25 protein-coding genes and 1 pseudogene are annotated in these 26,924 nt (G+C 67.2%); 6 read left to right on the top strand and 20 right to left on the bottom strand.

Going from position 1 to position 26,924, the window contains the following annotated elements:
* Window positions 1-44 precede the first annotated feature (44 nt).
* The 5 genes from ptsP to secA all read right to left on the bottom strand — a co-directional run bounded on the left by ptsP (window position 45) and on the right by secA (window position 7,241).
* Window positions 45-2,345 carry a phosphoenolpyruvate--protein phosphotransferase gene (gene ptsP / locus F1654_RS11120; RefSeq protein ID WP_150023617.1) on the bottom strand — a complete coding sequence of 767 codons (2,301 nt, stop codon included), beginning with the start codon at window positions 2,343-2,345 and terminating at the stop codon, window positions 45-47.
* A gap of 131 nt (window positions 2,346-2,476) precedes the next feature.
* Window positions 2,477-2,827, bottom strand: coding sequence for an ArsC/Spx/MgsR family protein (locus F1654_RS11115; protein WP_150023616.1), 351 nt, complete (start codon window positions 2,825-2,827; stop codon window positions 2,477-2,479).
* A gap of 5 nt (window positions 2,828-2,832) precedes the next feature.
* Window positions 2,833-3,252: an MAPEG family protein gene (locus F1654_RS11110; protein ID WP_150023615.1), complete on the bottom strand. Its 420-nt coding sequence runs from the start codon at window positions 3,250-3,252 to the stop codon at window positions 2,833-2,835.
* A 54-nt stretch (window positions 3,253-3,306) separates the two neighbouring features.
* Window positions 3,307-4,386 carry a DUF2235 domain-containing protein gene (locus F1654_RS11105; protein ID WP_150023614.1) on the bottom strand — a complete coding sequence of 360 codons (1,080 nt, stop codon included), beginning with the start codon at window positions 4,384-4,386 and terminating at the stop codon, window positions 3,307-3,309.
* Window positions 4,387-4,466: 80 nt separating this feature from the next.
* Window positions 4,467-7,241 carry a preprotein translocase subunit SecA gene (secA, locus tag F1654_RS11100; protein WP_150023613.1) on the bottom strand — a complete coding sequence of 925 codons (2,775 nt, stop codon included), beginning with the start codon at window positions 7,239-7,241 and terminating at the stop codon, window positions 4,467-4,469.
* 133 nt (window positions 7,242-7,374) lie between these two features.
* Between secA and F1654_RS11095 the strand changes: the two genes are divergently transcribed.
* From F1654_RS11095 to F1654_RS14195, 3 genes and pseudogenes are all read left to right on the top strand, one after another.
* Window positions 7,375-8,367: a peptidylprolyl isomerase gene (locus tag F1654_RS11095; RefSeq protein WP_233205255.1), complete on the top strand. Its 993-nt coding sequence runs from the start codon at window positions 7,375-7,377 to the stop codon at window positions 8,365-8,367.
* Window positions 8,368-8,418: 51 nt separating this feature from the next.
* Complete coding sequence (locus F1654_RS11090; protein WP_150023611.1) at window positions 8,419-8,853, top strand: (deoxy)nucleoside triphosphate pyrophosphohydrolase; 435 nt, start codon at window positions 8,419-8,421, stop codon at window positions 8,851-8,853.
* Window positions 8,850-8,906: pseudogene (locus F1654_RS14195) on the top strand (Flp family type IVb pilin); the annotation flags it as partial. The gene F1654_RS11090 and the pseudogene F1654_RS14195, both read left to right, overlap by 4 nt.
* A 315-nt stretch (window positions 8,907-9,221) precedes the next feature.
* Here F1654_RS14195 and chrA read toward each other — a convergent pair.
* Together chrA and F1654_RS11075 are read right to left on the bottom strand one after the other, a co-directional pair.
* Window positions 9,222-10,586, bottom strand: coding sequence for a chromate efflux transporter (chrA, locus tag F1654_RS11080; RefSeq protein ID WP_150023610.1), 1,365 nt, complete (start codon window positions 10,584-10,586; stop codon window positions 9,222-9,224).
* A 6-nt stretch (window positions 10,587-10,592) separates the two neighbouring features.
* Entirely contained in the window at window positions 10,593-11,810 is a 1,218-nt protein-coding gene (locus F1654_RS11075) for an acyl-CoA dehydrogenase family protein (RefSeq protein WP_150023609.1), read from the bottom strand.
* A 92-nt stretch (window positions 11,811-11,902) separates the two neighbouring features.
* Between F1654_RS11075 and F1654_RS11070 the strand changes: the two genes are divergently transcribed.
* A complete protein-coding gene (locus F1654_RS11070) occupies window positions 11,903-12,643 on the top strand; it encodes a TSUP family transporter (RefSeq protein ID WP_150023608.1) in 741 nt (246 codons plus the stop codon).
* Complete coding sequence (locus F1654_RS11065) at window positions 12,643-13,224, top strand: GNAT family N-acetyltransferase (protein ID WP_150023607.1); 582 nt, start codon at window positions 12,643-12,645, stop codon at window positions 13,222-13,224. Before F1654_RS11070 ends, F1654_RS11065 begins: the two co-directional genes overlap by 1 nt.
* Here F1654_RS11065 and F1654_RS11060 read toward each other — a convergent pair.
* Window positions 13,211-14,644, bottom strand: coding sequence for a tetratricopeptide repeat-containing sulfotransferase family protein (locus F1654_RS11060; protein WP_150023606.1), 1,434 nt, complete (start codon window positions 14,642-14,644; stop codon window positions 13,211-13,213). The two genes, F1654_RS11065 and F1654_RS11060, sit on opposite strands and share 14 nt — an antisense overlap.
* A 144-nt stretch (window positions 14,645-14,788) precedes the next feature.
* Between F1654_RS11060 and hemF the strand changes: the two genes are divergently transcribed.
* On the top strand, window positions 14,789-15,679 hold the full coding sequence (gene hemF, locus F1654_RS11055) for an oxygen-dependent coproporphyrinogen oxidase (protein ID WP_150023605.1): 891 nt from the start codon (window positions 14,789-14,791) through the stop codon (window positions 15,677-15,679).
* Between the two features lie 12 nt (window positions 15,680-15,691).
* On the opposite strand, the gene folP is transcribed toward hemF, so the two are convergent.
* From folP to ruvB, 12 genes are all read right to left on the bottom strand, one after another.
* Window positions 15,692-16,537, bottom strand: a complete 846-nt coding sequence (folP, locus tag F1654_RS11050) for a dihydropteroate synthase (protein ID WP_150023604.1) — start codon at window positions 16,535-16,537, stop codon at window positions 15,692-15,694.
* Between the two features lie 68 nt (window positions 16,538-16,605).
* Window positions 16,606-16,914 (bottom strand): DUF167 domain-containing protein, encoded by a 309-nt coding sequence (locus F1654_RS11045; RefSeq protein WP_150023603.1) that lies wholly within the window; start codon window positions 16,912-16,914, stop codon window positions 16,606-16,608.
* Window positions 16,915-16,937: 23 nt separating this feature from the next.
* The gene (gene ftsH, locus F1654_RS11040) at window positions 16,938-18,881 is read right to left on the bottom strand and encodes an ATP-dependent zinc metalloprotease FtsH (protein ID WP_150023602.1); all 1,944 of its coding nucleotides are present in this window, start codon (window positions 18,879-18,881) and stop codon (window positions 16,938-16,940) included.
* A gap of 70 nt (window positions 18,882-18,951) precedes the next feature.
* On the bottom strand, window positions 18,952-20,235 hold the full coding sequence (gene tilS / locus F1654_RS11035) for a tRNA lysidine(34) synthetase TilS (protein ID WP_199200553.1): 1,284 nt from the start codon (window positions 20,233-20,235) through the stop codon (window positions 18,952-18,954).
* Window positions 20,229-21,074 carry a tetratricopeptide repeat protein gene (locus F1654_RS11030; protein WP_150023600.1) on the bottom strand — a complete coding sequence of 282 codons (846 nt, stop codon included), beginning with the start codon at window positions 21,072-21,074 and terminating at the stop codon, window positions 20,229-20,231. The genes tilS and F1654_RS11030 overlap by 7 nt, the downstream gene beginning before the upstream one ends.
* A gap of 153 nt (window positions 21,075-21,227) precedes the next feature.
* Window positions 21,228-21,743 carry a peptidoglycan-associated lipoprotein Pal gene (gene pal / locus F1654_RS11025; protein WP_150023599.1) on the bottom strand — a complete coding sequence of 172 codons (516 nt, stop codon included), beginning with the start codon at window positions 21,741-21,743 and terminating at the stop codon, window positions 21,228-21,230.
* A 124-nt stretch (window positions 21,744-21,867) separates the two neighbouring features.
* Window positions 21,868-23,226 carry a Tol-Pal system beta propeller repeat protein TolB gene (tolB, locus tag F1654_RS11020; protein ID WP_150023598.1) on the bottom strand — a complete coding sequence of 453 codons (1,359 nt, stop codon included), beginning with the start codon at window positions 23,224-23,226 and terminating at the stop codon, window positions 21,868-21,870.
* Between the two features lie 32 nt (window positions 23,227-23,258).
* Window positions 23,259-24,068, bottom strand: coding sequence for a cell envelope integrity protein TolA (locus F1654_RS13935; protein WP_199200552.1), 810 nt, complete (start codon window positions 24,066-24,068; stop codon window positions 23,259-23,261).
* Window positions 24,069-24,082: 14 nt separating this feature from the next.
* Window positions 24,083-24,520, bottom strand: a complete 438-nt coding sequence (locus F1654_RS11010; protein WP_150023597.1) for an ExbD/TolR family protein — start codon at window positions 24,518-24,520, stop codon at window positions 24,083-24,085.
* 2 nt (window positions 24,521-24,522) lie between these two features.
* Window positions 24,523-25,176, bottom strand: a complete 654-nt coding sequence (locus F1654_RS11005) for a MotA/TolQ/ExbB proton channel family protein (RefSeq protein WP_150023596.1) — start codon at window positions 25,174-25,176, stop codon at window positions 24,523-24,525.
* 197 nt (window positions 25,177-25,373) lie between these two features.
* A complete protein-coding gene (gene ybgC, locus F1654_RS11000) occupies window positions 25,374-25,817 on the bottom strand; it encodes a tol-pal system-associated acyl-CoA thioesterase (protein ID WP_150023595.1) in 444 nt (147 codons plus the stop codon).
* Window positions 25,814-26,845, bottom strand: coding sequence for a Holliday junction branch migration DNA helicase RuvB (gene ruvB / locus F1654_RS10995; protein ID WP_150023594.1), 1,032 nt, complete (start codon window positions 26,843-26,845; stop codon window positions 25,814-25,816). The genes ybgC and ruvB overlap by 4 nt, the downstream gene beginning before the upstream one ends.
* Window positions 26,846-26,924 lie beyond the last annotated feature (79 nt).

Genomic DNA, 26,924 nt, shown 5'->3' with positions numbered 1-26,924 from the left:
CCCTCGTCAGTGTGGCGCACACGCCACGCTGCAAGAGCATTCAATCAAATGCTTGTGAATTCATCAACAGCTTCTTTAGGTAAACCGGCATTTTCTCCCGCCGCCAGCAGCGCTTTTCGCAGATCGGGGCGCTGGCGGGCGATGGCCTCGTCCAGCCAGGACGATAACCGCGCGGCATCCAGCCCCCCCAGCGCGCGCTTGACCGGACCGATGGAGCCCGCCGCCATGGACAGGGCGCGATAGCCCAGCGCGGCCAGAACGCATGCCTCCAGCGGCCGGCCCGCCAGTTCGCCGCACACATTGACCGGCTTGCCTGCGCGGTCACAGGCCTCGCGCACGGTGCGCAACAGGCCAAGGGCCGGCGCGCTGACCGGATCATAGCGCCCGGCGACGCGCGGATTCTGGCGGTCGGCGGCGAAGAAATACTGCATCAGGTCATTGGCCCCCACTGACACGAAATCGGCGAGGTCAAGGCAGGGTCCGGGCGCAAACGCCAGCGCGGGGGTTTCCAGCATGAAGCCCACGCGCACGCTGGCGGGCGGGGTGTGGCCATGACGTTCGGCGTGGCGCAGCTCGATGTCGAGCATGGCGCGCGCCTGTTCGAACTCGCGCGGCTCGGTGATCATGGGGAAGAGCACGTTGAGCGCCCGGCCCGAAGCTGCGCGCACCAGGGCGCGCAGCTGGTAGCGGGTCAGGCCGGGCCGGTCGAGGCCCATGCGCAAGCCGCGCCAGCCCAGCGCCGGATTAGGTTCGCGCAGGGCGCGCGTGTAGGGCACCACCTTGTCGCTGCCCAGATCCAGCGTGCGGAACACCACGGGCCGGTCCCCGGCGGCGTCCAGCGCGGCGGCGTAGAGATCAATCTGGGCCTTCAGGCCGGGCAGGGTGTCGGAGACCATGAACTGGAACTCGGTGCGGAACAGGCCGATGCCTTCCGCCCCGCTTTCCTCCAGCCTCATCAGCTCCACCAGCAGGCCGGCATTGGCGGTGAGCGCCACGCGCACGCCATCGCGCGTCATGGCCGGGGCGTCGCGCAAACCCGCATACACCCGCCGGCGGGCCGCCAGGCTCTCTATGCGCTCGTCATAGGCGGCGCGCACCTCTTCCGAAGGGCGGGCGTGCAAGAGGCCGAACTCACCGTCCACGATCACCGGATCGCCGGTCTCCACCCGGTCGAGCGCGCCTTCCACCTGGCCGACCATGGGTATGCCCAGCGCCTTGGCGACAATGGCGGCATGGCTGGTCTGGGAGCCTTCCTCCACCGCAATGCCGGCCAGGCGCGAGCGGTCAAGCTCGAGCAATTCGGCCGGACCAATGGTGCGTGCGATGACGATGGCGTTCTCCGGCAGGCGGCCGTCCTCGCCGCCATTGCGGTCAAGATGGCGCAGAAGCCGGTTGGCCAGATCCTCCAGATCATGCAGGCGTTCGCGGAAATAGGGATCGCGCGCCTGCATCAGACGGGCGCGGTGTTCGTTACGCACCCGCTCCACGGCGGCCTCGGCGGTGAGGCCTGCGCGCACCGCCTCGTGCAGCCGGTCCAGCCAGCCGCGGTCATTGGCGAACATGCGGTAGGCTTCCAGCACCTCGCGCGAGGGCGTGCCCATGGGCGCGCGCCCGGACGCCAGCAGCTGGTCCACCGACCGGCGCAGCCGCGAAATGGCGTCTTCCAGCCGGGCTTCCTCGGCCACCGCGTCTTCGGCCACCATGCGCGCCGGGCGCACATGGGGCTCATGCTTGACCGCCACCCCGCGCGCCAGCCCGCCTGACAGGGCCAGGCCCTGGAAGCGCTCGGGCCGCGACAGGCGCAGCTCCAGCCCGGAGAAGGCCTCGGCGCTGACCAGATCGCCCGAGGCGACGATCTCGGCCAGCAGCATGGCCACGGTCTGCAGGCTCTCGATTTCCTCTTCGGTGCTGGGACGCACGGCGCGGGTCTGGGTGGTGAGCACGCCCACCAGCCGTCCGCCGCGCAGGATCGGCACGCCGACAAAGCTCTTGAACGGCTCCTCGCCGGTCTCGGGCCGGTAGGAGAAGCTGGGATGGTCGGGCGCGTTTTCCACCGAAAACGGCCGGGCGCGCCGCGCCACCAGGCCTACCAGGCCCTCGCCGGGCTTCAGCCGGGTCGTGTGCACCGCTTCGGGTTTGAGGCCATGGGTGGCCGACAGCTCCAGCGCGCCGGACGGGCGCACCAGATAGATCGAGCACACGTCTGCGCCGGTTTCCTCTGCAATGATGTCGGTCAGCCGGTCGAGGCGCTTTTGCGCGTCCTCCTGCACCGCCATCAGATCGCGGATCCGCGCCAGCAAACGCCGGGGTCCGCGCGCGGCAGGCTGAAGAGCCTCTGGCGTCATCTGATCCGTCCCGTCGCTGCGCCCGGCCCGCTATTGGCCAGACCCGGGCCGCAGGCGCAACCCTTGTGAACCGATGACAAACAGCGCCCGCCCGCCTGGCGTCAAGCAGGCAGTTGACCGCAGTTCAGCGCCTAGCCCAGCCCCAGGGCGGCGCGGGCGGCGGGCGTCCAGCCGCAATGGACGGCGCCGCCCGCCTCGATCACCGGGCGCTTGATGAGGGCGGGGTGGTCCGCCAGAAGGCCTGCCGGATCACTGGCGAGACGGGCGCGTTCGCGCTCATCCAGCCCGCGCCAGGTGGTGGAGCGGGTATTGGCCAGAGCCTCTGCGCCCAGCGCCTCAAGCCAGCCGGGCAGGCGGGCGGCCAGGCCGGGATCGCTGCGCACATCGGTGAAAGTGGCTGCAATTCCTGCCGCATCGAGCGCCTTGAGCGCCTTGCGGCAGGTGTCGCAGGACTTCAGCCCGTAGAGGGTCGCGCCGGTCATGGGGCTCACAGCAGCCTGATAACGCACAGCGCCGTCATGATGATCAGCAGGATCGAGGCGAGCGAATAGATGACGAACCGGACCGGAATGAAATTGACCAGCGCCTGGAACAGGCTGTGGGCGATGCGCAGCGCCACATAGCCCCAGGCCAGCCCGATCATCATCGCGTCCTGGCCCGAGCCGGTCAGCTGGATGTAGAAGGCCAGCGCATAGAACAGCACGGGCTGTTCGTGCAGATGGTTATGATTGTCGCCGATCTGGCGCACGCTGCGCGGCAGCACGTCCAGCTCGGACTTTTCCTTCAGCTTGGCGGGGTTGAGGCCGGCCTTCTTCATCGCGGGAATGCGCGTGGCGTACATCCACAGCCACATCACCAGCGTCCAGGCGATCAGGATCAGAACCGGCGTAAGAATGGATTGATACATGATGAGTCTCCCCGTTTTGGGCGCGTCTCTCTGGGCGCGCTGTATTGGGGGCAGTCAAGCGCGAGTCTGCGGCGCGGGGAAGTCCCGCCAGCGTTCTTGCGAGGCGAAGTGATGAAGCGCAGTGCGGGTCTCACGATAATAGGGGCGCCCGGCCCAGCGGGCCCTGACCCCGCGATGAAAGCCGAACGCGCCTTTGAGGTGGAGCGTGCGCGCCTGGCGGCCCAGCAGCGACAAGAGGCCGAACCCGACATGATAATCGGCCAGCGCATTACGGGGCTCTCCGCGGTTCAGCCTGCTCCAGTCCAACTGAAGGCCGCGGGCTTGCGCTTCACCGGCCATCCAGTCGAGCGCCAGACCGGACAATGCTTCATGGCGCTTCTCGCCCCCGCCAACGGCTCCATGAGGCCCGGGAAACCAGGCCTGCTTGATCTGACCAGGCGCCGAGGCCGGATGCGGCTCCATATCGGTCAAGGGCAAGGCCCGGCGCGGCTCGTCAATGGCGCAGGCATGACGCACAGCGCCGATTTCTCTATTGACCACCATGTCGTGAAAGGCGTGGGCGCGATTGACGATCTGATTGATGGCGTTGACGCCGGTGATATTGGGAATGCCGCGCATGCCGACCGTGTCCCAGCAGCCCAGAAACGTCACATATGGCCGGGGCGCATAGGATTCGCGGAAGGTTTTCGCTGCGCTGGAGCCGGGCTTGTCAGGACCCTGGTAGAGCGCCCAGGCCTCCCGGGCCCGCGTCATCGCATCCCGGCGCAGAAGCCCAGAACAATAGATCAGGCCCGCCAGCGACCGCGCCGTATAGGCGCCCCGGGAGTAGCCGAACAGGTAGATCTCGTCTCCGGGACGGTGATTGAGGACCAGAAACAGATAAGCATTGCAAATCTTGGCCTCGAGTCCGGCGCCGAAAACGCCGCCAAGACAGTTCTGCACAGTCTCGCTCACGCGTTCGGACCAGCGTGGCGGCGCGGCGATATGGGGGCTCCCCACACCGCTGTCATAATAGACGAGTTGACGGATGGAATCGCCCGGCAGGACCGCCTGGGCCAGCCTGGCCACATTGGACGGCGTTTCCTGGCCGGGATGTTGCCAGGAGCCGTCACAACACACTACGAGCCGTTGCATCTCACAGGGTCCTCGCCGAATTCATCCGGGCGAGAACCATACGCCAAGTGACGATACAGGCGGACAAGCCTGGTCGCTTGTTACGCTTCGACCTGGCCGTGGCAGTGCTTGTATTTCTTGCCTGATCCGCACGGGCAGGGCGCATTGCGCGGCACCCGGCCCCAGGTTGAGGGATCGTTCGGGTCCAGCGCCGTGGCGGCGGCGCGCGAGGACAGGGGCGAGCGCGGACGCCCGGCGGGCGGCGCGCCAGGATCGCTGTCCATGGTGTTGCGGCCAGTGGCCGGATCGATATGACGCGCCTCGATGTCCTGCGGCGGAGTGGGCGCAGCGGGCGGGGCGGATGGCGCAACGCGCAGATTGAACAGCATGCGCGTGGTCTCGAAGCGCAGCTCGTCCAGCAGCCCCTCGAACAGAGAGAAGGCCTCGGTCTTGTACTCGTTGAGCGGATCGCGCTGGGCGTAACCGCGCAGGCCGATCACCGAGCGCAGGGCGTCGAGCTGCTGGAGGTGCTCGCGCCAGTTCTGGTCGATGGTCTGGAGCAGCACCTGTTTCTCGATCCGGCGCATCAGCTCCGGACCGATATCGGCGGCGCGCTCGGCATAGGACTCGTCCACCGCCTTGGTCAGGCGTTCCAGGATTTCCTCATCGGCGATGCCTTCCTCGGCGGCCCACTCCGTGACGGGCAAGTCGAGATTGAAATAGGACTTGGCCGCCTCCTGAAGCCCGCTGGCGTCCCACTGGTCGGCATAGGCCTTGGGCGGGATGTGGCGAGTGACCAGATCCTCGGCGCACTGGGCGCGCATGTCCTTGATCACGTCAGAGACATTGGCCGCGTTCATGAACTCGATGCGCTGCTCGAAGATCGCCTTGCGCTGGTCGTTCATCACGTCGTCGTATTTGAGGACGTTCTTGCGGATGTCGAAATTGCGCTGCTCGACCTTTTTCTGGGAGGTCTCCACCGCCTTGGTCATCCAGGGATGCTGGATCGCCTCGCCCTCTTTCAGGCCCAGCGTGCGCATGATGGTGTCCAGGCGCTCGGGCGCGAAAATGCGCAACAGATCGTCCTCCACCGACAGGTAGAAGGCGGTGCGGCCCGGATCGCCCTGACGGCCCGAACGGCCGCGCAGCTGGTTGTCGATGCGCCGGCTCTCATGGCGCTCGGTGCCGATCACGAACAGCCCGCCAGCGGCCAGCGCCTCTTTCTTCTTGGCTTCCACATCGGCCTGGATCTCGGCGGTCTTGGCGGCGATGGCGGCCTCGTCCGGCTCGCGCCCTGCGCCCTGTTCGGCCTGCAGCCATTCGGCCACGCGGAACTCGGTATTGCCGCCCAGCTTGATGTCGGTGCCGCGCCCGGCCATGTTGGTGGCGATGGTCACCGCGCCCGGCACGCCGGCCTGGGCGATGATCGACGCCTCCTGCTCGTGATAGCGCGCATTGAGCACCTGGTGCTTGATCTTCTTGGATTTGAGCAGGTCTGAGAGGACCTCGGACTTCTCGATGGACACCGTGCCCACCAGGATGGGCTGGCCGGTCTTGTGTGCGTCCTCAATGGCGTCCAGGATCGCCTTGTTCTTCTCTTTGGCGGTGCGGTAGAGCTCGTCTTCCTCGTCGACGCGCTGGACCGGCCGGTTGGTGGGGATTTCCGTCACCCCGAGAGAATAGATGGCCGCAAACTCGTCAGCCTCGGTGGCCGCGGTGCCGGTCATGCCCGCCAGTTTGGCGTACAGGCGGAAATAGTTCTGGAAAGTGATGGAGGCCAGCGTCTGGTTCTCGGGCTGGATCTCAACCTGCTCCTTGGCTTCGATCGCCTGGTGCAGGCCCTCCGACAGGCGCCGGCCGGGCATCATGCGTCCGGTGAACTCGTCGATCAGGATCACATCGTTGTCGCGCACGATGTAGTCCTTGTCCTTCTTGAAAAGCTTGTGGGCCTTGAGCGCCTGGTTGACGTGGTGGACCGTGGTGACGTTCTCGATGTCGTAGAGATCGCCGCTCTCCAGCAGGCCGTGCTCGCGCAGCAGTTCCTCGATATGCTCATTGCCCTCTTCGGTGAAGGTGCACGAACGCGCCTTCTCGTCGATGGCGTAGTCTTCCTCGTTGAGGTGCGGGATGATGGTGTCGACGGTCTTGTAGAAATCGGTGCGGTCTTCGGTGCGCCCGGAAATGATCAGCGGCGTGCGCGCCTCGTCGATGAGGATGGAGTCCACCTCGTCCACGATGGCGAAATGGTGCCCGGCTTTCTCCACCGGGCGCCCGCCGAACTGGACCATGTCGGCGAGCGAGTACTTCATATTGTCGCGCAGATAGTCGAAGCCCAGCTCGTTATTGGTGCCGTAGGTGATGTCGCAGGCATAGGCCGCGCGGCGCTCCTCGTCGTAAATCCCGTTGACGATCACCCCGGTGGTCATGCCGAGCTTGGCGTAGACCCGGCCCATCCATTCAGAGTCGCGCTTGGCCAGATAGTCATTGACCGTCACGATATGCACGCCGCGGCCCGGCAGGGCGTTGAGATAGGCCGCCAGGGTGGACACCAGCGTCTTGCCCTCGCCGGTCTTCATCTCCGCGATGGAGCCTTCATGCAGGGTGATGCCGCCCATGAGCTGCACGTCATAATGGCGTTCGCCCAGGGCGCGGCGGGCGGCCTCGCGCACGGCGGCGAAGGCTTCAGGCAAGAGCTTGTTCAGGCTCTCGCCGTTGTCGTGCCGCTGGCGGAATTCGGCGGTTTTCGCCTTGAGCTGGTCATCATCCAGCGCCACAAAGTCCGGCTCGAGCGCGTTGATCTTCTCCACCAGGGGGCGCATCCGCTTGACCACACGGTCATTGGACGAGCCGAAAAGCTTGCGGGTGAAGTTGAGCATGACGTATCAGCCTTTTGCGCGGGCGCGGACAGGACGGATCGCGCGCCATCGCCCCGCCGGCGCGCCCGGCAGGACGCATATCGGCCGGGCGGCGTGCACGGACCCGTTTGCACGGGACTTAAGGAGGCCCAGTTTGACTGTCAATCAAGCCCGCCTGCACGCCCTGCTGTGCGCGATCGGCGCAAGCCTTGTTCTGGGCGCATGCTCGGACCCTTCCGAGGCGCCCGGCAACGCCGCGCCGCACGACGGCGCCTTGAGGTTTCTGGATGCGCCGCCTGCTTCATCAACGCCAGCGGCCCGCGTGGGCGACAGCGTGATCACAATCGAGGATGTGCGCCGCGAGGCGCGCGTGAGAGAGCTGAGCGAGGACCCCGATGAGCTGCAGCCCGGCGACCCGGTCTTCCGAGAGGCGCTGGATGCGCTGATCGACCAGCGCCTGCTGGCGCTTGAAGCGGCGCGGCGCGGCCTTCAGCAATCGCCCGAGGCGCGCCGGCGCCTGGCTGCGGCCGAAGAACGCATTCTGGGCAATGTGCTGGTGGAGACCGCGGTGGCTGACGGGGTCACGGACGAAGCCGTGCGCCGGGTTTATGAGGAACAGGCGCGCCTGGCTCCACCTGAACAGGAGGTGCGTGCGCGCCATATCCTGCTCGAGAGCCGGGAGGCGGCCCGGGAAGTATTGCGCGAGCTGGAGGACGGGGCTGATTTCGCGGCGCTGGCCCGGCAGGTGAGCCAGGATCCGGCCACACGGCTGGAGGGCGGGGATCTGGGCTATTTCACCCGCTCGGGCATTCTGCCGGAGTTCGCGCGCATCGCTTTCGCCACGTCTCCTGGCGAGGTGAGCGAGCCCTTCGAGACCGAGGCGGGCTGGCATGTCCTGAAAGTCGTTGACCGGCGCGCCCAGCCGCGCCCGGGGCTGGAGGCGATGCGCCCGAGCATTGTGCGCTTCCTCACCTTGCAGCGCATTGACGCGCTTCTGGAAACCATCCGCGAGACCTACCCGGTCACCATCACCGCAGGGCGTGCGCCAGGGGGGCTGCGCCGGCCTGAGCCCGGGCCTGTGATTGATCCTCAGGCGGATGAGGCGGAAGAAGCGCAAGAAGATCCGGCTGATCCCGGCCAGCCTTAAATCGGGTTTAACCCTGCCTCCATACGCCGCCTTAACCCCTGCGAGGTCATGATGAATGATAGTCCGCCCCGTCTCCTGCTGGTCGCAGCCTGTGCTCTGGTGGATTCTGGCGGACGCGTTCTTATCGCCCGGCGCCCTGACGGCAAGGCGCAAGCTGGCGGCTGGGAATTTCCCGGCGGCAAGGTCGAAGCGGGGGAAAGCCCCGAACAGGCCGTAGTGCGCGAATTGCGCGAAGAGTTGGGAGTGGAGCCATGCGAGCAGTGCCTGCAGCCCTTCGCCTTCGCCTCCACAACGCTGGAGGGCGGACGCTGGCTCCTGATGCCGTTGTTTGTCTGCCGGCGTTGGGACGGGTTCGTGGACCCGAAGGAAAATCAGCAGATCGCCTGGGTGCGCCCGGAGCGTCTGTCGGACTATGCGCTGCTGCCCGCCGACCGGCCGCTGGCCGCCGAGCTGCGCGACCGGCTCGCGGGCGAGAAAGTTTCCTGAACGATCACAGCGGCGCCACCGCCATTGAGTACGGCCTGATCGCAGGGCTGATTGCGGTGGCCATCATTGTCGGCGTCTCGGCGCTGGGCACGGGCAATGACGGGATGTGGACCCATATCGAGGCAGAGGTCAGTGCAGCGCTCACTGGCGGCGCCAGCAGCGGCGGCGAATAGACCTGTTCACGGCTTGCTTGAAATGACCGGACACGGTGAGGCAGCCCGCGAGCGCCGATATCCGCTAATGCCCGTGTGACGAGCTTGATCCGGTGTGTTCAGCTGCGAGGCTGCCTGACAATCACCCTAGCCGAATATGAACGAAAAGTAAATTTCATCCGGATGGAATCCGGTCGTCATCACTGCTGCTGCCGGTCAGATCCAGCCCAGGGCGGCAAGCATGATCCCCGCCAGCGCGCAGCCGCCCAGCAGCGCCCCAATTCCGGCCCGTAAAACCAGTACGGCAATGAGCGCGGCCAGGGTCAGCACAAGGGCGGCCGGGTCGAGGCTGGCGAAGGCCGGAACGGTCATGTCCACGCCATAGCCTGAGATGCGGGTCTGCTGGGCGAACAGGGCGTGCTGGGCGAACCACAGGGCGAGGCTGGCGATGACCCCGGTGACCGCCGCCGTCACCGCGCCCAAAGCTGCGCCCAGGCCGCGCGCCGCGCGCAGGCGCTCCATGAAGGGGGCTGCCGCCAGCACCATCACGAAGCTCGGCGTGAACAGCACCCACAGCGCAATCACGGACGCCAGCGCCCCAGCCATGAGCGGGTCCAGCCCGCCCGCCTCGCGCGCGCCGGCCAGGAAGGCCACGAATTGCAGCACCAGGATCAGCGGGCCGGGCGTGGTTTCCGCCAGCGCCAGCCCGTCGAGCATCTCGCCCGGCTCCAGCCAGCCATAGGTCTCCACTCCGGCCTGGGCGACCCAGGCGAGTACGGCATAGGCGCCGCCAAAGCTCAGCACCGCCATCTGGCTGAAGAACACCGCCAGCGTGCTGAACACCGCGCCCGGCCCCAGCGCCAGCACCAGCGCGCCCACCGGCGCCAGCCACAGCGCGCCGCCCGTCAGTACTGTTCTCAATAGTCCGGTTGCGCTGGGCCGGGCATGGGCCAGTGGTCCGGCGCCGATTACCGCTTGACGCGAGGACTCTGTGCCGGCGCCGCCATGGGCCGGAGGATCAAACCCGCTCAATCCGGCGCGGGCCAGTCCAAAGCCGATCAACGCCGCGCCGATCACCACAGCGGGGAACGCCACATTGAACACGGCGATCGCCACAAACGCCGCCAGCGCCACCGCCAATGCCGCGCGGGTCTTCAGCACCCGCGCTCCCATGCGCATCAGGGCCTGGATGATGATGGCCAGCACGGCGGCCTTGAGCCCGAAAAACACTGCCGCCAGCGGCCCTGCCTGGCCGTGGAGGACATAAACCAGGCTCAAGGCCAGGATCGCCGCGGCGCCGGGCAGGATGAACAACAGCCCTGCGATCAGCCCGCCCAGCGTGCGGTTCAGCATCCACCCGGCATAGACGCTCAGCTGCTGGGCCTCGGGGCCGGGCAGCAGCATGCAGACATTGAGCGCCTGGAGAAAGCGCTGCTCGCTGATCCAGCGCTTCTCCTCCACCAGTATGCGGTGCATCAGGGCGATCTGGCCCGCCGGCCCGCCAAAGCTCATCAGCCCGATGCGCGCCCAGACGCGCACCGCTTCGGCGAGGCTCGGGGCAGGCGGCGGGCCGTCCGCCATGGGTGTTCAGGCCTCGTTGAGCCAGCGCTTGGCTTCCAGGCGCGCGATGGTGCGCTCGTGCACCTCGTCCGGCCCGTCAGCGATGCGCAGGGTGCGGATGCCGGCATAGGCCGCCGCCAGCGGGAAGTCATCGCTGACCCCGCCGCCGCCATGGACCTGGATGGCGTCGTCAATGACCTGCAGGGCGACGCGCGGGGCGGCGACCTTGATCATGGCGATCTCGCCGCGCGCGGCCTTGTTGCCCACCGTGTCCATCATCCACGCCGCCTTCAGCGTCAGCAGGCGCGCGCTTTCGATATCGATGCGCGCCTTGGCGATGCGGTGCTCCCAGATGGAATGCTGGATAACGCGCTTGCCGAACGCCTCGCGGTTCATGGCCCGGCGCACCATCAGCTCCAGCGCGCGTTCGGCCGCGCCGATCGTGCGCATGCAGTGGTGGATGCGGCCCGGGCCAAGCCGGCCTTGCGCGATCTCGAAACCGCGTCCCTCGCCCAGCAGCATGCTGGAGGCGGGTACGCGTACATTGTCCAGCTTGACTTCCATATGGCCGTGGGGGGCGTCGTCATAACCGAACACCGGCAGGTGGCGCAGGATGGTCACGCCCGGCGCGTCGGCGGGGACCAGGATCATGGATTGCTGGCGGTAGGTCTCGGCGGACGGGTCGGTCTTGCCCATCACGATGAACACCTTGCAGCGCGGATCGCCTGCGCCCGAGCTCCACCATTTCACGCCATTGACGACATAGTCATCGCCATCGCGCGTGATGGAGCATTCGATATTGGTGGCGTCCGAGGAGGCCACTGCCGGCTCGGTCATCAGGAAGGCGGAGCGGATCTCGCCTTTCAGCAGCGGGGTCAGCCACTGATCCTGCTGCTCCTTCGTGCCGTAGCGCACCAGAACTTCCATATTGCCGGTGTCGGGCGCGGCGCAGTTGAACACTTCCGACGACCAGGGCACCCGGCCCATTTCCTCAGCCAGCGGCGCGTAGTCGGCGTTGGACAGGCCCGCGCCCAGATCGGAATCGGGCAGGAACAGATTCCACAGCCCCGCCTCGCGCGCCTTCACCTTGAGCTCCTCGATGACCGGAATCACCTGCCAGCGATTTTCGCCAAAGCTCTTGAGCTGTTCGTGATAGGTGCGCTCATTGGGATAGATGTGGGCGTCCATAAAGGCGCGCAGGCGCCGCAGATAGTCCTTGCACACGTCGGAATATTCAAAGTTCATCGTCAGGCTCCTCCCGCGCCGGTCTCTCCCGCCGGCCCGCTCACTCATGTCGGTGTCATCTTAAACATCCTGAGCCAGAATCCACCCGTGACATGACCGCTCTCATCATCCTGATTGCAGTTTTCCTCACCTCGGCCCTGTCGGCCATGCTGGGCATGGCGGGCGGGCTGGTGCTGATGGGGGTGCTGGCGCTGTGGCTGCCTGTGCCTGCCGCGATGGTGACCCATGGGCTGGCGCAGAGTGTGGCCAATGGCTGGCGCGCGGTGTTGCTGCGCCGGTTCATCCTGTGGCGGGCGCTGGGCGCCTATCTGGCTGGTTCGGCGCTGGCGGCGCTGCTCCTGTTCAGCGTCCAGATCGTGCTGGACCGGACCTGGCTGCTGATTGTTCTGGGGCTGGTGCCGTTCCTCGTCTGGTTGCCGCCGCGCCTCCTGCCGCTGCACCCGGAACGGCCTGCGCAGGGTGCGCTGGCGGGTTTTTGCGTGACCGGGCTCAATGTGGTGGCGGGCGTGTCCGGGCCGCTGCTGGACGTGTTTTTCCAGAACACGCGTGCTGACCGGCGCGCCATTGTGGCCACCAAGGCCGCCAGCCAGGTCGCCGCCCATGGCGTGAAGATCGCCTATTACGCCGCCCCGGCGCTGGCCGCGAGCCCGGACGGTCTGGTCTGGGTCCTGATCATCGCCTTGCCGCTGTCCATGGCCGGGACCACGCTGGGCGCCAGAGTGCTGGCGGCGATGAGCGAGGCGGATTTCCGGCGCTGGACGCGGCGCGCCGTGACCCTCATAGGCCTGGTCTATCTGGGGATGGGCCTGGCCGAACTCATGGGAAGCGCCTGATGAAACTGGATGAAGCCGTGCTCGAAGACGCCCATGTGCGCCTGGAGCCGCTCCGGGAGGCCCATCGCCAGGCGCTGCGCGGCCCGGCGGATGACCCCGATATCTGGGCGTTCATGACCCAGCGCGGGGACGGGGCTCAGTTTGACGCCTGGTTTGACAAGATGCTCACCGCCAGCGCCGGACCGGCCCAGATCAGCCATGCGGTATTCGACGCCGCGTCCGGCGCCTGCGTCGGCCACACCGCCTATCTGGAGATCAGCGCGCCCCATGCCCGCGTGGAGATCGGCTGGACCTGGTATGCGGCGGGCGCACGCGGCGGCGCGGTCAATCCGGCCTGCAAGCGCCTGCTCCTCGCCCACGCCTTTGAGAGCGGGGCGGAGCGTGTGGAGCTCAAGACCCATCACCTCAATGCGCGCAGCCAGCGCGCCATCGCCGCGCTGGGCGCGGTGCGCGAGGGCGTGTTGCGCAGCCATTACGCCACCTGGACCGGCCAGCGGCGCGATACCGTGATGTTCTCGGTCCTGAAGGATGAATGGCCTGACGTGCGCGCCCGGCTGGACGCCCGGCTCAGCCCGGATTGAAACCCGCCCGCTCCAATGCGGCCTTCAGGGCCGGCAGGCGCGAGGCGGCGCGTTCATGCACGCCCACCGGATCGGCCTTGAACAGATCAGCGCGCAGCCAGGCTTCCGCCGCCGCGGCCTCCGGGTCCACGCCGGCGAACGCTGCGATGCGCTTGACCTCGCCGCCCGGATCGGCGGCCAGCGCCTCATAGGACACGGTCAGGATGCGGTCGGGAAACAGCATGGACCAGCGCTCGGTGAGCTTGGCGGTCATGGCCATCACCCGGGTGATATCATCAAGGTGATACGTCCAGTAGCGGCCCTTGCGGAAGCGGCGCTTGAACACCGCCCAGGCCAGATCAGCCGGTTCGCGGGTGATGACGATGAAGCGCGCGGCGGGCAGGGACAGGCCGGCGGCGCCCACGGACATCTCATTGAGGCTGGAGGGATCGATGATGCGCCGGGCCTGGCCTGCGCGCTCCTCGGCGAATCGCAGATAGGCGCGGCCCACATCGGCCAGAACGGACTGGTCGCCGCCCTCTTTGAGAGCGCGTTCGATATCATCCGGGGTCTGGTCGCCCAGCGGCGAGGCGGACATCCAGAACAGGGAGTTGGTGCGCTCCAGCGCGAAAGCGGTTTCATCCGCGCCCAGAGCCCGGGCCAGCCAGCTGGCGCCGGCGGCGGGCGGGGCGATGATGAAGACCGGGCGCGCATCGATCAGCCCAGCCTCTTCCTGGCTGCCGGCGAAGCGGGTGTCATAAACGCTCAGCAAATGGTCCACCGCCTGGTCATGACGGTCCACGTCAAAGGCCGCGGTCTCGCGATAGAAAGCGGCGCCCTCGCTGACGCGCCGGGCGGCGATGTCGTATTCGCCCACATCCTCGTAGGCCTTGGCGATGGCGTAGGCGAGCACGCCGCGCTGCTCGGTCGGGGCGTTCTCCGGTAGATTGATGCGGGTCTGCTCCATATGGACGAGCACGTCATCGCCCGGCGCGAACACACGCGACTGGGCAAGACCCTCATAGGCAATCGCATCTCCGCCGCTCAGCGCCACGGCCTCACGGAAATGAAGCTCGGCCTCGCGCCTGCGTCCCAGCTCCAGCAGAGCCCGCCCGGCGCGCCGGCGCAGCACCACATCGCCAGGATGGCGCTTGATCTGTGTTTCGAGCACTTTGAGCGCATTGGCGTGATCGCCCATGGCGGTATAAGCCGCCGCCACCCAGAGCCAGGATTCGAGATGATCGGGCGCGGCTTCCGCCACCCGCCCTGCGGCCTGCAGCGCGGCCAGATCATCGCCCGCCTGCATGCAGGTGCCTGCAATGGACGCCCACTCCGAGCCCAGCTTGAGGTCGGCGGCCAGCACGGCGCGCGTGGCGCGGGAAATCTCCAGCAGATGTTCTGACTGGATGGCGGACTGCAGACGGCTGATGAGATCGGTCATGAGCGGCTTCGCTTGGGGCGGGCGGGAAAGCGGGGGCAAACTAGCCTCGGGCAGTGGTCTGCGCCACCCTCAGGCGTCAGTAAGGGCTTGCAAGGCCCGGGCCGGACGGCCATCAACGATATACCAGTACCGGAGAGCGACTTGATGACCGAACCTGCCGATCTTGCCAGCCAGCCCCGGGCCGCCGCTGCGCGCGCCTGGTTTGAATCCTTGCGTGACCGGATCTGCGCCGCCTTCGAGGCGATCGAGCAGGACGCTGACAGCGCGCTCTATCCCGGCGAGCCGGGGCGGTTCGAGCTGTCGCCCTGGCGGCGCGGAGATGGCGCTGAGGATCTGGGCGGCGGCGTCATGGGCATGATGCGCGGGCGCGTGTTTGAAAAGGTGGGCGTGCACGTCTCTACCGTCTATGGCCGCTTCACCGAGCAGTTCGCATCCCAGGTGCGCGGCGCGGCCGAGGACCCGCGTTTCGCCGCTACCGGCATCTCGCTGATCGCCCATTTGCGCAACCCGCATATCCCGGCCGTGCATATGAACACCCGCTTCATCACCACCTCGCTGAGCTGGTTTGGCGGAGGCATGGATCTCAATCCCACCCAGGACTATCAGCGCCAGGACGATTTTCCCGACACCATCGCCTTCCACGCCGCCGCCAAGGCGGCCTGCGACAAGGCTGGGGCGGACTATTACGCGCGCTTCAAGGCCTGGTGCGAGGAGTATTTCTGGCTCAAGCACCGCGCCGAGCCACGCGGCACGGGCGGGATTTTCTATGACCATCTCGACACCGGCGATCACGAGGCCGACTTCGCCTTCACCCGTGATGTGGGCGAGGCCTTCCTGACCGCCTATCCGGCCATCGTGCGCACCCGCATGGACACCCCCTGGAGCGCCGATGACCGGCGCGAGCAGCTGATCCGGCGCGGGCGCTATGCCGAGTTCAACCTGCTCTATGACCGGGGCACCAAGTTCGGGCTGGAGACCGGCGGCAATATCGAGAGCATTCTCTCCTCCATGCCGCCCGAAGCGATCTGGCCCTGACACGCGGGCCGGTCAGCGCCCTGTGTCCTTCGCCTCGAGTATGGCGGCCTGGACTGTGATCGCCTGGACAGTTTCGCGCACGTCATGGACGCGCACCATGGCCGCACCCGCGCGCGCCGCAAGCAGGGCGGCGGCCAGCGAGCCGCCCAGCCGGTCTCCCGCGTCAGCCGCTGACGGGTCGATGGCGGCGATGAAGCGCTTGCGCGAGGCGCCGAACAGGATCGGAAAACCGAGCCCGGCATAGGGCTCCAGCGCGGCCATCAGCGCCAGATTATGCGCCAGCGTCTTGCCGAATCCGATGCCGGGATCGAGCACAATGCGCTCGCGCGCCACACCGGCGGCCATGACTGCGCCGGCGCGCTGGCCCAGATACCGCGCCACATCGGTGACCACATCGTCATACACGGGCGCGTCCTGCATGGTGCGCGGCGCGCCGCGCATGTGCATCAGGCAGACATGACAGCCCAGCTTTGCAGCCAGCTCCGCTGCGCCCGGTGCGCTCAAGGCCGTCACGTCATTCCACAGGGCCGCGCCTGCGCGCATGGCCGCCCCGGCCACCTCAGGCTTCATCGTGTCAATGGAGATTCGCGCGTCAGGCCGGACGGCCAGCACGGCCTCGATCACGGGCAGGATGCGCTCCGCCTCCTCGTCTGCGCTGACAGGTTCCGCGCCCGGGCGGGTGCTCTCCCCGCCGATATCCAGCCAGTCCGCGCCCTGATCCAGAAGAGTCAGGGCGTGATCGCACGCAGCCTTGGCTCCAAGATAGCGTCCGCCATCGGAAAACGAATCCGGCGTCACATTGACCACCCCCATGACAAGGGGGCGCCAGCGGTCATGGGGGGCGAGGGCGCTAGTCATGCCCCGCTTGAAGCGCGATCAGCCCCGCCTGGCAATGAAAAACGCTCAAAGGCCTGACGCTGAAGGAGCTAAGATGGGCCGGTCAGGCCGAGCAGGCGGGTTTTGGCGTCATCCAGCTGCAGCTCTGCGGCATGCACCGTCTTCATTCGCGCGGTCTGGCCGGAGATCAGGCTGAGGGATGTTTTCGGCACGCCCAGCGCCTTGGCGAGAAGCTTGATCACGGCTGTATTGGCCGCGCCCTTGTCGGGTGCGGCGCGCACGCGAATCTTGAGACGGGCGTGTCCGTCTGACGCAGTCACGACACCCTCGATCCGGTCCTGCGGGGCGTTTGGAACAACACGAAGGCGAAGGAGGGTTCCTTCGCCTTCGCTGCGTATCCAGTCTTCAGGCCTGGCCAGGGTCAGGCCGGGCCCGGCTTGGGCGAGAGCCCTCCGGGGGCGCCGATCTCGTCATCATCCTCGGCCACTTCCGGAACCGCGCCGGCGGGCGGTTCGTCAGACCCGGCCTTGGGCGGCACATAGGTGTCGCGCACCGGCTTGACCCCCTTGATGAGATTGTTGATCTCCTCACCGCTCAGGGTTTCGTATTCCAGAAGGCCCTGGGCGATGGCTTCCCAGTCATCATTCTTGTCGGTGAGGATGCGGTGGGCTTCCTCATGGCCGGCCTGGATCAGACGCTTGACCTCGGCCTCGATCCGGGCGGCGGTGTCAGCGGACACCGAGCTGGACTGCACCAGCTGCTGGCCCAGGAAGACCTCGCCCTGGTCATTGCCGTAATCGACCAGGCCCACATCCTTGGAATAGCCCCACTGGGTGACCATGGCCCGCGCCAGGCGCGTGGCCATCTTGATGTCGCCCGCCGCGCCCGAGGTGACGTTGTCTTCGCCGAACTTGATCTCCTCGGCGACGCGGCCGCCCATCAGCACGGCCAGACGCGAGGTCATCTGCTTGTAGGACATGGAATACTTGTCGCCCTCAGGCAGTTGCATGACCATGCCCAGCGCGCGCCCGCGCGGAATAATGGTGGCCTTGTGAACCGGATCGGAGCCCGGCACGTTGAGCGCCACGATGGCGTGGCCGGCTTCGTGATAGGCGGTGAGGCGCTTTTCCTCTTCGCTCATGACCATGGAGCGGCGCTCGGGCCCCATCATGACCTTGTCCTTGGCCTCTTCGAAATCGGCCATGGACACCACGCGCTTGTTGCGCCGGGCGGCCATCAGGGCGGCCTCGTTGACCAGATTGGCCAGATCCGCGCCTGAAAAGCCCGGCGTGCCGCGCGCGACCACTTTGGGGTCCACGTCAGCGGCCAGCGGCACATTGCGCATGTGCACTTTCAGGATTTTCTCGCGCCCCGTCACGTCCGGATTGGGCACCACCACCTGACGGTCGAAGCGGCCCGGGCGCAAGAGCGCCGGGTCCAGTACATCGGGGCGGTTGGTGGCCGCGATCAGGATGATGCCTTCATTGGCCTCGAAGCCGTCCATCTCCACCAGGAGCTGGTTGAGGGTCTGCTCGCGCTCGTCATTGCCGCCGCCCAGGCCGGCGCCGCGCGAGCGGCCCACTGCATCGATCTCGTCAATGAAAATGATGCAGGGCGCGTTCTTCTTGGCCTGCTCGAACATGTCGCGCACGCGGCTGGCGCCCACGCCGACAAACATCTCCACGAAGTCCGAACCGGAAATGGTGAAGAAAGGCACGCCCGCCTCGCCCGCCACGGCGCGCGCGGTCAGGGTCTTGCCGGTGCCCGGAGGACCGATCAGCAGGGCGCCCTTCGGGATCTTGCCGCCCAGACGCTGGAATTTGGAGGGGTCTTTGAGGAACTCCACGATCTCCTGGAGCTCCTCCTTGGCCTCGTCGATACCGGCCACGTCGTCAAATGTGACCCGGCCTGACTTCTCGGTCAGCAGCTTGGCCTTGGACTTGCCAAAGCCCATGGCGCCGCGTCCGCCGCCCTGCATCTGGCGCATGAAGAAAATCCACACCGCGATCAGGAGCAGCATGGGGAACCAGCCCAGAAGCAGGCCCCAGATGCCGCCATTGCCGTCACTGGCCGGGCGGGCGGTGATCTCCACGCCTGAATTGCGCAGCGCCTCGGAGATGCTGGCGTCGCCCGGGACCACCGTGCGGAAGGCCGCGCCATTGGCGGTCTCACCCGTGATCACATCGCCCTGGATGGTGACCGAGCGGATCTGCCCCGCTTCGACCTGGTCCAGGAAACGCGAATAATTCACCTCGGTGGCGGCCGGCTCGCGCGTGGGGCCCTGCAGCATGTTGAACAGGGCCAGCAGCAAGAGCAGCAGGATCGCCCAGACGAGGAAATTGCGCATATTCATGTCGCCCGCCATGTCTTTCAGCGCGACTTGTCAGCCGGGCGCGCACACCGGACATGCAGGCCTTCGGGGCGCCTGCACGACGTCAGATATTGGTGCGCGCCGCCGTCACCGCCAGTGCGGCGCATGCGCGCGCTTGCATTGTTCTAGCATCAAACCACGCCGGAAGCGCAGGCGAAAGCATGAGATTGTTCAGCCGTTCGCGCCAAAGCCAGCGCCCCGGCCCGTCCGCACGTGCAAGTTCGGCCCCGTCCTGTCCCTCGATCAGGATGAGGGACGGGCGCAGGACGGCGGGCGCGCCGTCCTCGCCGAGCCCGGGGCGGCGCGCGCCCAGAAGGCTGAGGGTCAGGGGGGCCTTGGCCGTGATCTCGTAGCGTCCGTCAAACACCAAGGTCTGTCCGGCCTGGACCTCGACCGGCGGCGCCGCGGTCACGCCATCAGCGCGCCCGGCGGCGCCCGGATCACGTCCCAGGGCGCCGGACGCGGTCAAATGGACGCCATATCCGGTGAAGGCGCGTGCATTGAACAGGGCGGTGAAGAAGGGCCTGGAGGCGCGCAAGGGCGCCAGGGCCGGGCTTCCGGACATGGCGGCCAGCATGGCCTGTCCGATCATGGGCAGCACGTGACGGCTGGTCTCATACATCGCGCCATTGCGAAACTGATACCAGCCGGTGTCCGAGAACTGGCCGCTCCACTCGATCAGCTCGATATCGCCTTCGCCCATATCCGGAATAAAGCCCTGAATGTCATCGGCTCTTTCAAGCAGGGCGCTGGCCTCATGGACCGGCAAGGGAGTCTGGCGCAGCCGCACCCGTTCATAGCGCCGGTCCTCATTGGACGGGTCCTCGATCCACTCCGCCCCCCGGCGCGCCAGGGCGCTGCGCAGGGCCCCGCGCCACACGCCGACCAGGGGGCGCACGATGGTCAGGCCGCGCCCTTCGGGCCAGACCGGCGAGATGCTCACCGGCGCCATGGCGGTCAGGGTGTGCTCCGGCCCGCCGCGCGCCTGGCGCATGCGCAGTGTCTCCACCCGGTCATCCAGCGTGTGGCCCAGACACAGAATTTTCACGCCCAGAGCGCGGCAGGCCTGCGCCATCAGCCGGTGGCGGGCCAAGCGCGCCGCGCCCTGTCCGGGGCGGGGCTGATCCCAGGTCAGGATGTGCGGCTCGGCGCCCATGGCGCGCGCGCGTTCAGCGGCCAGAGCCGCTTCGCGCGTGCTGTCCGGGCGCAGGCGGTGGTCAACGATCAGCGCATGCACAGGGATGCCAGGCCAGCCTTCGCGCAGGGCGATCAGGAGCGCGGTGGAATCCCCGCCGCCTGAAAAGCCCAGCGCCAGGCGCGGCGCATTGACATCGGCGGCGCCTAGCACCCGATGCGCGTGCGTTCGCGCTCGGCGCGCCGGCGCGCATCCTGGCTGGCATTGGGGTATTCGCGCGGGAAACTGCCCAGAAGCTGGCAGGCCCGGCTGGTCTGGCCCAGCCCGGCCAGCGAGGCGGCCAGGCGCACCAGCGCATCCGGCGCACGCCCGCCGCGCTGATCGGCGCGTAAGGAGGCGATATAGGCGTCGGCGGCGTCTTGCAGATCGCCGTTCACGAAATGGGTCTCACCCAGCCAGTACCAGGCCTCGCCCGCCTGGGGGTGATCGCCATGGCGCTCGGTGAAGGTCTGGAAGCCGTCGCGCGCGCCCGCGAAGTCGCCGTCGAGAAGACGGGTCCGGGCGCGGGCGAACAGGGCGTCCGGATCGCTGGCGGAGGATGCGTCAGGCCGGGCTGGGGAACCGCCATTATCGGGCAGGCGCAGGGGCTGGACAGCGCCAGCGCGCGCCTCGCCGAATGGATCGTCAGGATCGATTTCATCAGAACCCAGCACCGGGTGCGCGCCCTCGAAGGCAGTCCCGTTGTCTTCGCCATGCATGGCCCTGGACGCTGTGCGGGATTGCTCAATTTGCTGGCGCAGCTGGCGGTTTTCGTGGGTCAGCCGCTCAATCTCGCCGGTGAGCACGCGTTGTTCGCGCTCCAGCGCATCCAGACGCATCAGCAGGGTTTCCGCCAGCGGATCGCCCGCTTGCGCGTTCGTCTCCATCTGGGCCAGCCGGGCTTCAAGATTGTCGAGGCGCATCTGCAGCTCGCGCCGGCTCTGTGCGTCGGCGGGCGCGGCCAGAGCCAGAGCAGTCAGAACGGTAATGGCGAAGAGGGCGGCGCGCATCATGGCGGTCTCCTTGGAACGCGCGGGGACAAGGTCTCTGGCGCGCAGTGTCCTTGTCGGAAAGGCGAAATCAAGGCCTTCGCGGGCCCGTACAGCACAGCGCCCGCAAGCGGGGCTTGCGGGCGCAGGGCTTCAGGCCTTGTCAGGCGGTCTCAATTACGAGACGGCGCCGGACTGAATAATGGTGGTGGCGTTCCGGTTGATGGCCCAGCACCGCTCGTTGGATTCGCGGCAGGTGGGCCGCTCCTTGCCATACGATACGGTCTGGATCCGGGACGCATCCACACCTTGCGCGACCAGGAAGTCACGCGCGGCGTTGGCGCGCCGGGCCCCGAGCGCCAGGTTGTATTCCCGCGTGCCGCGCTCGTCGGTATTGCCGGCGATGAGGATGCGGGTGTTGGGGTAGCTGGCCAGCCAGGCGGCCTGGCGGCGAAGCGTTTCACGCGCTTCACTGGTCAGGTCGTAACGGTCGAAACCATAGAACACGCGGTCGCCCGCACTGGCTTCGAAATGCGCGGCGCTGCCGGGGGTCGGTCCCGCCGGTTCCGCCGGTGCGGGCGCTGGCGCAGGGGCCGGGGCCGGCGCAGGCTCAGGCGTAGGCTCGGGACGGCTGGCGCAGGCAGAGGCCAGAAGGCCAAGCGCGGCGACAGCAGCAAAAGTCAGGCGCATCATGATGGTATTCCCTCCAGAAACCCGGGGCTTAACCCGCGGGGCTCGCGCTTGTATCCGAATTCCGGGCTAACACGCAATTCCCCCTCGTATGTGCGCGAACCCAAAAAACTCTTGCATGCCAGACCTATTCAATCAAGGGCGACCAGGCCGGATCCGACGCCGGTCCCTGAGTGGGCAGGCGGCGCAGATTGAAACCGGCCAGATCCACGCTCCAGATTGAATACTCGGTGCCCTCGCGGGCGAATTCCCCCCGGGTGAAGGCCAGAACCCGCCCATTGGGCGCCCATGTGGGGCTGTCGACGAAATAGCCTTCATAGAGGATGCGCTCATCGCCTGACCCGTCCGGACGCACGACGCCCAGGGAGAAGCGTCCGCCAGCCTGTTGGCGCACGAACGCCACCAGATCCCCGCGCGGTGACCAGACCGGAGCGAAATACTGCCCATCCCCGAAGGTGATGCGGCGCACGTCAGACCCGTCAGCATTCATGACATAAAGCTGGGACCGTCCGGCGCGGTTGGAGGAGAACACGATCTGCTCGCCGCTGGGCGCATAGGAGGGCGACACATCGTCCGCAGGATGGCTGGTGATCTGGCGCAGAATGCGGCTGCGCAGGTCGTAGCGGAAGATATGGTGCGAGCCGTGACGCTCCGCCGCGACCACCAGCGAGCGTCCGTCGGGATGAAAGCGCGGCGCCAGCGACTGGCCGTCCGCGCTGAGCGAGGGGCCGCCCTCAAACAGGGACTCCCGCCGCCCGGTGGCGAGATCATAGAGATAGCTCATATTTCGGCCGTCTTCGCGCTGGGCCACGAAAGTGATCTGTTGGGCGCCGGGCGAATAGTTGGGCAGAAGCGCCATGAAAGAGCGGTCGGTGAGCAGCGAGGGATTGGCGCCGTCCTGGTCCATCACTGCCAGGCGCCGGATCGTTTCGCCATCTTGTCCAACTGATTCAGCCACATAGACGATGCGAGTGTCGAAATAGCCCTGCTCGCCGGTGAGGCGCTCATAGATCGCGTCGGAGACCTTGTGAGCGATGCGCCGCCAGTTATCGGGCGTGGTGGCGAATTGCAGGCCAAGCAATTGCTGCTCGGTGGCGGTGTCCCAGAGCCGGAAGGCGATCTGCATGCGGTCTTCGCCGTCAATGGTGACGCGCCCGATCAGCAAGGCCTGGGCGTTGATGACCCGCCAGTCGCCAAAGCGCGGGCGCAAATCGATATTTTCGATGCGCTCGATATGGGCGTCCCGGTCCACCGGGGCGAACAGGCCCGAATTGCGCAGATTATTGGTCACCACCCGCGCGATCTGTTCGCCGGCCTCAGCCGCGCGGCCATCAGCGCCGATGAAATCTGGAATGGCCACCGGCATGGGATCGAGATGGCCTTCGGTCACGTCCACCCGCAGGGGACCCTGGGCGTGAGCGGGCAGGGTGAGCAGGACAAGGGCGGCCAGGCCGGCCGCCAGACGGGAAAAGCTGAAAGAGATCATGAGGCGGCTCCGGAGCGGAATGACACGTAGGATCATGAACGGCCAGCCTGAGTGTCAATATTGACTTCAAGATGACGCCACTGGGCATAGACTTCAGGCGGCAGGCGATAGGGCTGGCAGTCGATCACGCCACGTACGGCGCGTTCGCCGGCAACCCGCAGGAAGGGATTGGACGAGTTCATGACCCGGCTCTCGTCACGCAGGCGCGGTGGGCGCGACAGCGTGCCGTCGCGTTCCAGCTGGACGTCCACCACCACCCGCAAATCCATGTTGGAGGGGGCATCGGCGTTGGAGCGCACGCAGCGCGCGATCTGGCTGCGCAGCATGTCTTGCAGCGTAGCGGTCATGGCCGTGCCTTCCCCGGCGCCCCGGCGGGTTTCGCCGGTCTCAGCCGCGCCCGTGCGCGTCTCCTGACGCGAGCGATCCACCAGACGGGAGAGATCATCCAGATCCAGGCCCCGCTCGGGCTGGCGCGGCTGGGGTTGCGGCTGCGGGCGCGGTTCCGGCTGCGGTGCAGGCGCCGGTTCCGGCTCGGGGTCCGGATCGCGCACCGGTTCGGGCTCAGGCTCAGGCTCAGGCTCCGGTTCGGGCGGCAGGGGTATGGGGTCGGGCGCCGTCACAGGTTCGGGGCGGGTTTGCGGCTGGGGCTCGGGTTCCGGTGCGGGCTCGGGTTCAGGGCGCGCGGCGCGCACATTGGTGACATCGGCCAGCGTCACCAGCTCCACCGGAATGATGACGCTCTCGGAGGCCAGGCGGCTAGCCTGGGGGAAATAGATGAAGGCCGACGCCACCAGGGCGAAGTGCAGGACGGCCGACAGGAGAAATCCCAAGGCCTGGCGCATGCGCGCGCGCCTCCCTAGTCGCGGACCGGGTCGGTGACGAGCCCGATATTGGGGTGGCCGGAGGCCGATACCCGCGCCATCACCCGCATCACCTCGCCATAAGGCACGCCGCGATCAGCGCGGATATAGACCCGCGCGCCCGACTGGGCGCCGGCTATGGCGCGCAGGCGCGGACCCAGCTCGTCATAGGGTACGGGTGTTTCCATCAGGAAGATCGTTCCGTCCGACTGGATGGTGATGGTCAGCGGCTCCTCCGAGGTGGTCATGGCCCGCGCTTCGGTGTCGGGCAGGTCCACCTCGATGCCCACCGTCAGCAGCGGGGCGGAGATCATGAACACGATGAGCAGAACCAGCATCACGTCCACAAACGGGGTGACGTTGATCTCGGCGGCCGGCTTCCAGCGGCGGCGGCCGCTCTTGACGCCTGAATTATTGTCGACGCCTGCGCCCATGATCAGCTCTCCCGGCTGGCCAACGCGGTCAGGTCATCGACAAAGCCTTCCAGCTTGGCCGCGTACTTGCCCAGATTGGAGCTCAGCGCGTTGAAGAAGATCACCGCCGGGATGGCTGCGAACAGCCCTAGTGCGGTGGCGAACAGCGCCTCGGCGATGCCCGGCGCCACCACCGCCAGCGAGGTGTTCTCAGCCGTGGCGATGGCGCGGAAGGCGTTCATGATGCCCCACACCGTGCCGAACAGGCCGATAAAGGGCGCCGAGGAGCCGATGCTGGCCAGCACGCCCAGGCCCTTTTCCATCTTGGACAATTCGCGTCCGGCCTCGGCGCCGCCGGACTTGGCCACCGAGAACCCGTCCCAGTCGCGCAAGGCAGCCGCCAGCACCCGGCCGAACGGCTCCCGCGGATCACGGGCATAACGCTTGGTCAGGTCATCGAGCGCTGCGCCGGACCAGAAATCGTTTTCAAAGCGCACGGCGCGGGCATGGGCCTTGCGGTATTCCAGCGCCTTTTCAATGGCGATGGCCCAGGACCAGATGGACATGAACACCAGGATCGCCATCACCGCCTTCACGACGATGTCGGCGCGCATGAACAGATAGAGGATGGTGAGCTCGCCCTGCGGGCTGGCCAGTTCAACAGCTACGCTTTCCATGACGGCTCGCTTTTGACCCCTCGTCGGCGCGCCATTGCTGGCGCGGATGTGAATGCCGGCGTCCCCGGCACGCTGTTTAACCGGGTGCAAGCCTTGCGCCAAGGCTTGGCCCGTATTCGAGCCGCGCATGAAGACGGGCGATTGCGGCGAATTAAGGGAAGAGCGCAGCGCCTAACTGCATGACGCAGCGGGAGTCTTCAGCCGCCGCGTGAGCTGGCGCGCGCGATGGCGTCCACCATCACGGCCGGCAGGCGGCGCGGGCGCCCGTCCAGATCAATACAGGCGGCCTCCACCTGCGCGGTCAGCAGCACCGCATCGCCGCGCAGGATGCGCTGGGCGATGACCATGCGCGCTCCGCGCGCGGTTTCGAAACGGGTTTCCACCACCAGCGCATCATCAATGCGGGCGGGGGCGAGGTATTCCACGCTGAGCTGACGCACGGCGAAGCCCAGCGGCGGGTCGAGCGCCAGAAGATCACTGTGGGAGACGCCTGCCATACGCAAAGCGTCCGTGCGCCCGCGCTCCAGGAATTTGAGATAATTGGCGTAATACACCACGCCGGTGAAGTCCGTGTCTTCGTAGTAGACGCGGACGGGGAGGTGGTGGAGGCCACCGGACCAGGCGCCACCGTCTGGCGTCATGACCCTTCTCCGAACAGATCCGGTCCTGTACGCGGCGGCTCCAGCCCCAGATGGCGCCAGGCGCGCGCTGCAGCGATCCGGCCGCGCGGGGTGCGCTGGATGAAGCCCTGCTGGATCAGGAACGGCTCGACCACGTCTTCGAGTGCATCGCGCGCCTCGGCGCAGGCCGCCGCCAGCGTCTCCACACCGGCGGGCCCGCCGGCGAAGCTTTCGATCAGGACGCGCAGATAGCGCCGGTCGAGGCTGTCCAGCCCGACCTCGTCCACTTCCAGACGCGCCAGGGCTGCGTCGGCGGCGGTGCGGTTGATCACCTCAACGCCATCGGATTCGGCAAAGTCACGGACCCGGCGCAACAGGCGCCCGGCCACGCGCGGCGTGCCACGGGCGCGCCTTGCGATCTCCATGGCGCCGTCCTCGGTCATGGCCGCGCCCAGCTTGCCGGCGCCGCGCGCGACGATGCGCGCCAGCTCCGCCGCGTCATAGAATTCCAGCCGCACCGGCACGCCGAACCGGTCGCGCAGGGGTGTGGCCAGCAGGCCCGCCCGCGTGGTCGCCCCGATCAGGGTGAAGGGGGGCAGGTCGATGCGCACGGTGCGCGCGCTCGGCCCCTCGCCAATCACCAGGTCCAGCGCGAAATCCTCCATGGCCGGATAGAGGATCTCCTCCACAGCCGGCTGCAGGCGGTGGATCTCGTCGATGAACAGGACGTCGCGCGCTTCCAGATTGGTCAGGATCGCGGCCAGATCGCCTGCGCGCGCGATGACCGGCCCGGAGGTGGCGCGGAAATTCACCCCCAGCTCGCGCGCGACGATCTGTGCCAGCGTGGTCTTGCCCAGCCCCGGCGGGCCGGACAGAAGCACGTGATCAAGCGCCTCGCCGCGCCGTCCGGCGGCGTCCACGAACACTTTCAGGTTCGAGATCGCGGCGCTCTGGCCGACGAAATCGGAGAAGGACAGCGGCCGCAGCGCCTTGTCGCGCCCGTCCCCGGCCTGGTCTTCCGCCGAGATGATGCGGTCCGGTTCAGTCATGGGGCGGTTCCTTGGGGAGGGGTTGGCGAAAATGGCGCCCGCACCCCCTCACCTTTATCCTCTCCCCCATGTCCATGGG

Source organism: Alkalicaulis satelles (assembly GCF_008630495.1).
Classification (GTDB): Bacteria; Pseudomonadota; Alphaproteobacteria; order Caulobacterales; family Maricaulaceae; genus Oceanicaulis; species Oceanicaulis satelles.
This window is presented reverse-complemented; position numbering and strand designations above follow the sequence as displayed.

What these genes read in the sequence shown, in the direction of transcription:
- ptsP (WP_150023617.1), bottom strand. Translation starts at nt 2,345, where the DNA reads ATGACGCCAGAGGCTCTTCAGCCTGCCGCGCGCGGACCCCGGCGTTTG.
- F1654_RS11115 (WP_150023616.1), bottom strand. Translation starts at nt 2,827, where the DNA reads ATGACCGGCGCGACCCTCTACGGGCTGAAGTCCTGCGACACCTGCCGC.
- F1654_RS11110 (WP_150023615.1), bottom strand. Translation starts at nt 3,252, where the DNA reads ATGTATCAATCCATTCTTACGCCGGTTCTGATCCTGATCGCCTGGACG.
- F1654_RS11105 (WP_150023614.1), bottom strand. Translation starts at nt 4,386, where the DNA reads ATGCAACGGCTCGTAGTGTGTTGTGACGGCTCCTGGCAACATCCCGGC.
- secA (WP_150023613.1), bottom strand. Translation starts at nt 7,241, where the DNA reads ATGCTCAACTTCACCCGCAAGCTTTTCGGCTCGTCCAATGACCGTGTG.
- F1654_RS11090 (WP_150023611.1), top strand. Translation starts at nt 8,419, where the DNA reads ATGAATGATAGTCCGCCCCGTCTCCTGCTGGTCGCAGCCTGTGCTCTG.
- chrA (WP_150023610.1), bottom strand. Translation starts at nt 10,586, where the DNA reads ATGGCGGACGGCCCGCCGCCTGCCCCGAGCCTCGCCGAAGCGGTGCGC.
- F1654_RS11075 (WP_150023609.1), bottom strand. Translation starts at nt 11,810, where the DNA reads ATGAACTTTGAATATTCCGACGTGTGCAAGGACTATCTGCGGCGCCTG.
- F1654_RS11070 (WP_150023608.1), top strand. Translation starts at nt 11,903, where the DNA reads ATGACCGCTCTCATCATCCTGATTGCAGTTTTCCTCACCTCGGCCCTG.
- F1654_RS11065 (WP_150023607.1), top strand. Translation starts at nt 12,643, where the DNA reads ATGAAACTGGATGAAGCCGTGCTCGAAGACGCCCATGTGCGCCTGGAG.
- F1654_RS11060 (WP_150023606.1), bottom strand. Translation starts at nt 14,644, where the DNA reads ATGACCGATCTCATCAGCCGTCTGCAGTCCGCCATCCAGTCAGAACAT.
- hemF (WP_150023605.1), top strand. Translation starts at nt 14,789, where the DNA reads ATGACCGAACCTGCCGATCTTGCCAGCCAGCCCCGGGCCGCCGCTGCG.
- folP (WP_150023604.1), bottom strand. Translation starts at nt 16,537, where the DNA reads ATGACTAGCGCCCTCGCCCCCCATGACCGCTGGCGCCCCCTTGTCATG.
- ftsH (WP_150023602.1), bottom strand. Translation starts at nt 18,881, where the DNA reads ATGGCGGGCGACATGAATATGCGCAATTTCCTCGTCTGGGCGATCCTG.
- F1654_RS11030 (WP_150023600.1), bottom strand. Translation starts at nt 21,074, where the DNA reads ATGATGCGCGCCGCCCTCTTCGCCATTACCGTTCTGACTGCTCTGGCT.
- pal (WP_150023599.1), bottom strand. Translation starts at nt 21,743, where the DNA reads ATGATGCGCCTGACTTTTGCTGCTGTCGCCGCGCTTGGCCTTCTGGCC.
- tolB (WP_150023598.1), bottom strand. Translation starts at nt 23,226, where the DNA reads ATGATCTCTTTCAGCTTTTCCCGTCTGGCGGCCGGCCTGGCCGCCCTT.
- F1654_RS13935 (WP_199200552.1), bottom strand. Translation starts at nt 24,068, where the DNA reads ATGCGCCAGGCCTTGGGATTTCTCCTGTCGGCCGTCCTGCACTTCGCC.
- F1654_RS11010 (WP_150023597.1), bottom strand. Translation starts at nt 24,520, where the DNA reads ATGGGCGCAGGCGTCGACAATAATTCAGGCGTCAAGAGCGGCCGCCGC.
- F1654_RS11005 (WP_150023596.1), bottom strand. Translation starts at nt 25,176, where the DNA reads ATGGAAAGCGTAGCTGTTGAACTGGCCAGCCCGCAGGGCGAGCTCACC.
- ybgC (WP_150023595.1), bottom strand. Translation starts at nt 25,817, where the DNA reads ATGACGCCAGACGGTGGCGCCTGGTCCGGTGGCCTCCACCACCTCCCC.
- ruvB (WP_150023594.1), bottom strand. Translation starts at nt 26,845, where the DNA reads ATGACTGAACCGGACCGCATCATCTCGGCGGAAGACCAGGCCGGGGAC.